Origin of the sequence: Fibrobacter sp., from assembly GCF_045112255.1 — a bacterium.
In the GTDB taxonomy this organism is placed as follows: Bacteria; Fibrobacterota; Fibrobacteria; order Fibrobacterales; family Fibrobacteraceae; genus Fibrobacter.
Map to the genome: position 1 here is coordinate 1 of NZ_JBGUHR010000083.1, position 6131 is coordinate 6131.

At 50.5% G+C, this 6131-nt stretch carries 3 protein-coding genes; all 3 read left to right on the forward strand.

What is annotated here, in order from left to right:
• Nucleotides 1-239 precede the first annotated feature (239 nt).
• The 3 genes from ACJMM9_RS11220 (at nucleotide 240) to ACJMM9_RS11230 (ending at nucleotide 5953) form a co-directional block, all read left to right on the forward strand.
• Nucleotides 240-3239 (forward strand): glycosyl hydrolase family 95 catalytic domain-containing protein, encoded by a 3000-nt coding sequence (locus ACJMM9_RS11220; RefSeq protein ID WP_405326862.1) that lies wholly within the window; start codon nucleotides 240-242, stop codon nucleotides 3237-3239.
• Nucleotides 3240-3444: 205 nt separating this feature from the next.
• Nucleotides 3445-4131, forward strand: coding sequence for a hypothetical protein (locus tag ACJMM9_RS11225; RefSeq protein ID WP_405326865.1), 687 nt, complete (start codon nucleotides 3445-3447; stop codon nucleotides 4129-4131).
• 163 nt (nucleotides 4132-4294) lie between these two features.
• Complete coding sequence (locus ACJMM9_RS11230; protein ID WP_405326868.1) at nucleotides 4295-5953, forward strand: carbohydrate-binding protein; 1659 nt, start codon at nucleotides 4295-4297, stop codon at nucleotides 5951-5953.
• The last annotated feature ends 178 nt before the right edge of the window (nucleotides 5954-6131 follow it).

The window sequence follows — 6131 nt, forward strand, 5'->3', positions numbered from 1 at the left end:
CGTCGGCCAAGGATGGGGAGGGTGCAGGGAGGGGCCCGTGCGGCCTTCGCAACTCCGAGCTGGGGCCCCGCCCGCATGACGTACATTTTGCATTCAAAATAGATCCTGGTCGGTGAGACCCTTTCCTTATTGATAAAAAATCAATGAGAAGAATTCCAAACCTATATGAAATCCCCTCTTCGAGGGGTATTTTTTATAAGGAAAAGAATACAGTGTGTTTTGGTTATGAGGAGAACACTATGTTTAGAACAAAGAAATATTTAGTAAGCCGCATTGTTGCTTCTGCGGCCTTGGTGTGCGCTGTCGGCTTTACAAGCACTTTTGCGACAACGGATAATCCGCTCACGCTGTGGTACAATAGCGATGCCGGTTCCGAATTCACGAATGCGCTCCCGATTGGAAACGGCTACATGGGTGGCCTCATCTACGGTGGTGTCGAAAAGGATTACATTGGCCTCAACGAAAGTACAGTTTGGTCAGGTGGCCCGGGCGACAACAACAAGCAGGGTGCCGCAAGTCACTTAAAGGATGCCCGTGACGCCTTATGGCGTGGCGACTATCGCACGGCAGAATCCATTGTGTCCAATTACATGATTGGCCCTGGCCCGGCTAGCTTCCAGCCGGTGGGTGACTTGATTATTTCGACTTCGCACAAGGGTTCTTCGAATTACCGTCGCGAACTTGATCTCAAGACGGCTATTGCAAAGACGACTTACGCGCACAGCGGCGTGAACCATACGCGTGAATATTTCGCAAGCTATCCCGACCATGTGATTGTTGTGCACCTTTCTGCAGACAAGAGCGGTTCCGTGAGCTTTGGCGCAACGATGACGACTCCGCATCGCACGAACCGCATGACATCTAGCGGCAACACGCTCATTTACGATGTTACGGTCAATTCTATCAAGTTCCAGAATCGTTTGACCGTAGTTACGGATGGCGGCAAGGTCAGTGTTGCAAATGGCAACATCAATGTCGAAGGTGCCAACAGCGCAACGCTTATCCTCACGACCGCAACAAACTTCAAAGCGTATAACGATGTGAGTGGCGATCCGGGCGCAATCGCTTCCGAAATCATGGCTAAGGTCGCGAAGAAGTCCTATGAAGACATCTTGAAGGACCACTTGAAAGATTACCAGACGATTTTCAACCGCGTTAAACTTGACCTCGGCACGGCTGATAAGAGCGCAGGCGATATCACTTCCACCCGCGTCAAGAATTTCAATTCTACGAACGACCCGTCTCTCGTTGAACTCCATTATCAGTATGGTCGTTACTTGCTCATTGCAAGTTCTCGCAAGGGTGGCCAGCCGGCAAACTTGCAGGGCATCTGGAATAAGGACACGAACCCTATTTGGGGCAGCAAGTACACCACGAACATCAACCTTGAAATGAACTACTGGCCGGCAGAATCCGGCAACCTCGAAGAATGCGTATGGCCGCTCATTGACAAAATCAAGTCCATGGTCCCGCAGGGTGAAAAGACTGCAAAGGTACACTGGGGCGTTGACGAAGGCTGGGTAGAACACCACAATACCGACCTTTGGAACCGTTCCGCTCCGATTGATGGCGCATGGGGCCTTTGGCCGAGTGGCGCGGGCTGGCTCAGTACGCACCTTTGGGAACACTTCCTCTACAATCCGACCGATAAGGAATACCTCAAGGATGTCTACCCGACAATGAAGGGTGCTGCACTCTTCTTTGTGAACAGCCTCGTCGAAGAACCGACCACGGGCAACAAGTACTTGGTCACGGCTCCGAGCGATTCCCCGGAAAACGATCACGGTGGATACAATGTCTGCTTTGGCCCGACGATGGACAACCAGATTATCCGTGATGTTTTGAATTACACGATTGAAGCTTCCAAGATTCTCGGTGTCGATGAAGATGTCCGTGCCAAGATGGAAGCGACTGTCAAGCGCTTGCCGCCGACAAAGACAGGTAAGTATGGACAAATTACCGAATGGCTCCAGGATTGGGACGATCCGAACAACAAGAACCGTCACATTTCTCACTTGTACGGCCTTTTCCCGAGCGCTCAGATTACGCCGGAAGAAACTCCGGACTTGATCAAGGGTGCAGGCGTTACGTTGCAACAGCGTGGTGATGATGCAACTGGTTGGTCTCTCGCATGGAAGATTAACTTCTGGGCCCGTATGCATGATGGCGACCACGCTTACAGAATGATTCGTATGCTTCTTACGCCGAGCAAGACATACAACAACTTGTTCGATGCGCATCCGCCGTTCCAGATCGATGGTAACTTTGGTGCTGTCTCTGGCGTGAACGAAATGCTCATGCAGAGCCACAACAACAGAATCAACCTTCTTCCGGCGCTCCCGTCGCAGTGGGCTAACGGAACGGTCAAGGGCATCCGCGCTCGTGGCGGTTTCGAAATCGATTCCATGGCATGGAAAGGTGGCAAGCTTACGTATGTCGCCATCAAGTCTCTCGTGGGTAGCACACTGAATGTGGTGTCTGGTTCTAACAAGTTCTCAACCGCAACGGTTGCTGGCAAGGTCTACGAATTCGATGGCAATCTGAAGGTGACGAACGCTCCGTTTGACCCGCTCGATATCCCGGCGAAAATCGAAGCCGAAAACTACGTGGCAATGGACGGTGTGCAAATTGAAGAAGATTCCTTGGGCACTCCGAACATTGGCTGGATCAATGACGGTGACTGGACGCAGTACTACGTGAATGTTCCGACCGCTGGTAGCTATGTCTTGACGAGCCGCCTTGCAACAGGCTCCGAAAAGGAAAGCGTCATCACGGTCACGGATTCTACAGGCAAGATTCTCGGAACGCTCTCAGTGGACCCGACAAAGTCTAAGGGCTGGAACGACTGGTACGAAACTTCGACAAAGATTGCGCTTCCGGCAGGCAAGCAAAAGCTCACGTTCACGTACACCGGCGAAGACACTTACCTCTGCAACGTAGACTGGTACAATCTTGAAGCAGACCCGACGGCGATCTCCATGCCGGCAATGCGCAATGCCTCACTCTCCGTAAGTCGTGTACCGTACTCTCATGCATCCATTGCGCTGATGATCAATGCTCCGGCTGCCGATTACGTTGTCCATCTCGTTGGAGTGAATGGCAAGTTTATCGGAACTCAACGTGGCCATGGCGAAGGTCTTGCTGAATTCGGCACGAGCGCGCCTCTTGCACCGGGCATGTACTTTGCCATCGTCAAGAGCGGCTCCATGCAAAAGACCATGAAACTCACCGTCCATTAAGCTTGTCACCCCGCTCCGTCATCCTCGAAGCGAAGCGTAGGGGATCCATCATTTCTTGAGCCTACATTAATTCCGGGGCCACCTTACACATTTTCCTCCTCACCCACAAGGCCCTGAATCCTCGCGGTTCGGGGCTTTTTACGTATGATGTATTTTATTTGTATATATTTAATAAAAAATCCGATTAATCCAGTTGAGGTTGTATATGTCGATTAAAGTGTTTTTAGGAATGATCACTTGTTTCTATCTGCTTTCTTGCGATTTGCCTGCAACTGGTGGAAATCCCGGTGAAGGTCGCCCTTGTAATGAAAAAGTTCTAAGAACTCACGCGGGTTCGTTGATGTTGGACCTGGATGTGGAATGCCTCTATAAAAAAGAATGCAGCGTAAAATTGAATTTTCGTGTTACTGGACTTCCCGATTCTTTAAAAGGGATGTGTTTTGGCGGTGGATCTGAATGGCAGTATGAATCTGTTGATACGTCTATGACAGTTACGACAAAATTAAATAACCTTTATTCCGTAAAACTATCTCAAGATGATCATTTGCGTTTTTCCCTTATCGACATAAATAATATCGAAAAAAAATATGACATTGATCTTTCTGGGATAATCCATTCCTATACCGTTCGTGGTGATTCTATCGAGATTAAAATGCCGGTTGGAGATTTTAATATGCTTGTAGAATGCCCTTATTGTGTGGATTATGGTAGGAGTTATTCTTTGTGTGAAGGTGGCCTTTTGTGCCACTATCATAGTCAAACGTCTTTAAGTGCTGTAGTTGGAACTTCTTCTAGATGGGGCGAAGATTTTGCCTTTCATTATGGTTTGTCAAATCAGGGCTCGACGCGGACTGATAGCGTTTATGTTCATGGAACAATTGGAATACGTTAGTTGCTGATGACATCGGCAATGATTTATTGATGTTTTCTGCTAAAGAAGCCCCTTCTCATTGATAAATTGACAAAACAACTTGCGTTTTTGCAAGCGACATCCCGCACCCCGTAGAATACTTTTATAAGTGGGTTAGTAGAACGATTAAAAACGGGATGTTATCATGAAGTCGTTAAGAGTTCTTGGTTTAGCTTTTCTTCTTTGCGCAAATTCGTATGCCGTCACAAGCCAGTTCCGCGGTGTGAACTGGGCCGATAAGCGCGACAATTTCGTCTCCGATGTGCTTCTGCTTTCGGGCACAAGCCTTTCCGACACCTACGAATCCGCATCCGTCATTGCAGAACGCGTCATCGGGCAATTCCAGGAACTGCTTGGCACGAACAGCGTCCGCATCCCCATCAACGAACCGACCGCATCCAAATTCTGGAGCACTTACACAGGCATCATCGATGTCGGCCTTTCCAAAGGTCGTGTCGCCATTGGCTATTGGGGCCCCGCACAACCTTCCGGCCCTAAAAACATGAACGATTGGTGGGCCATGTGGGAAACTGTCGTCAAAAAGTACGGCGACCATCCGAACGCCTATTTCGAAATTTTCAACGAACCGCACATGTACAGCAAGGACGAACTTCGCAACTTGTATGCGACATGGCTCGAAAAATTCCCCGATGTTCCGCGTGACCACATCTTGCTCGACGGCTCGGGCATGGCTTGGAACATTCCGGACATTGCCGATGACCCGCGCTTTGAAGGTTGCCTCTTTGCCGTTCATGAATACACTTTCTGGAACATGAGCATCAACACCGAACAGGGCTGGAAAAACAGCTTCAAGGGCAAGGTGGGCAAGTACATCGACCGCACCGTCTGTACGGAATGGGGTGGCGCCATGAGTCCCGGCGAAAAGGCGGGTGTGCATTACGATTATATGGACTACAACTCCACTCCGACCAACTACTTCATGGCCTATATCCGTGGCATGTCCGATCAGCTCCGTGAATGGGAAATGGGCAGCTTCTACTGGCCGGGCCTCCGTGATGGCGACTGGTACAGTATGACCAAGCGCAGTGGCGAAGGTGCGAACATCAAGCTCGAAATCGTGAACCAGTCCGGCGTGGATCGCATGCAGATGGCTTGGGCCGATACTGTTGAGACGGACCCGCCCAAGCAAGACCCGTTCGGAGGCTTTGACGCTGATGGAGCCGCCATTGCAGGCAAGGCCGTTTCGCTCCCCGGCAAAATCGAAGCCGAAAATTATGACCTCGGCGGCAGCCGCGTCTCGTTCTATGACAAGTCTTCCGCAAACGAAGGTGGCTTCTATCGCAAGGACGCCGTGGATATCGTCGTGCTCGATTCCACAGACCTCTCGAAGGGTTACGCTCTCGGCTACACGCAGGCCGGCGAATGGCTCGAATACACCGTCAATGTTGCAAAAACGGCCAAGTTCAGTGTTGCCGTTCAGATGGCGACCGCTTCCGAAAAGGCGGGTGTTCAGCTCTTTATCGACGACAAGGCCGTTTCCGACAGCATTATCGCAAAACAGGGTGAGGATTGGTCGACTTATACCGCTGTGCGGGCCAAATTGGGCGAAATCGCAGCCGGTGAACATGTCCTCAAGATGCAAATTCTCGGCAATTACGTGAATATCGACTGGCTCAAGTTCTGTGAAGGCGAAAAATGCGAAGAATCGGTCGGAATCCGCGCAGTTCGCACCGCAATCCCCAGCGAATCTTCCTCCGTCCCGCGCCTCCGTGTCCAAAACAACAAGCTTTTCGTCGAGAAAAACGGCCGCCACTTCGACCTCACCGGCCACCGCCTTAAATAAGCCAATCCCAGATGCAATACTTATGAAAAGCATTGTATAAAGCTGTAGTGAGATGTTTGGTAAATGCGAAAAATGATTAAGTCGTTTTGAAAATAAAAGCGTCGGCCAAGGATGGGGAGGGTGCAGGGAGGGGCCCGTGCGGCCTTCGCAACTCCGAGCTGGGGCCCCGCCCGCATGA

Excerpts from the sequence above, each read along its gene's own strand:
- ACJMM9_RS11230 (WP_405326868.1), top strand. The coding sequence starts at position 4,295 with ATGAAGTCGTTAAGAGTTCTTGGTTTAGCTTTTCTTCTTTGCGCAAAT.
- ACJMM9_RS11225 (WP_405326865.1), top strand. The coding sequence starts at position 3,445 with ATGTCGATTAAAGTGTTTTTAGGAATGATCACTTGTTTCTATCTGCTT.
- ACJMM9_RS11220 (WP_405326862.1), top strand. The coding sequence starts at position 240 with ATGTTTAGAACAAAGAAATATTTAGTAAGCCGCATTGTTGCTTCTGCG.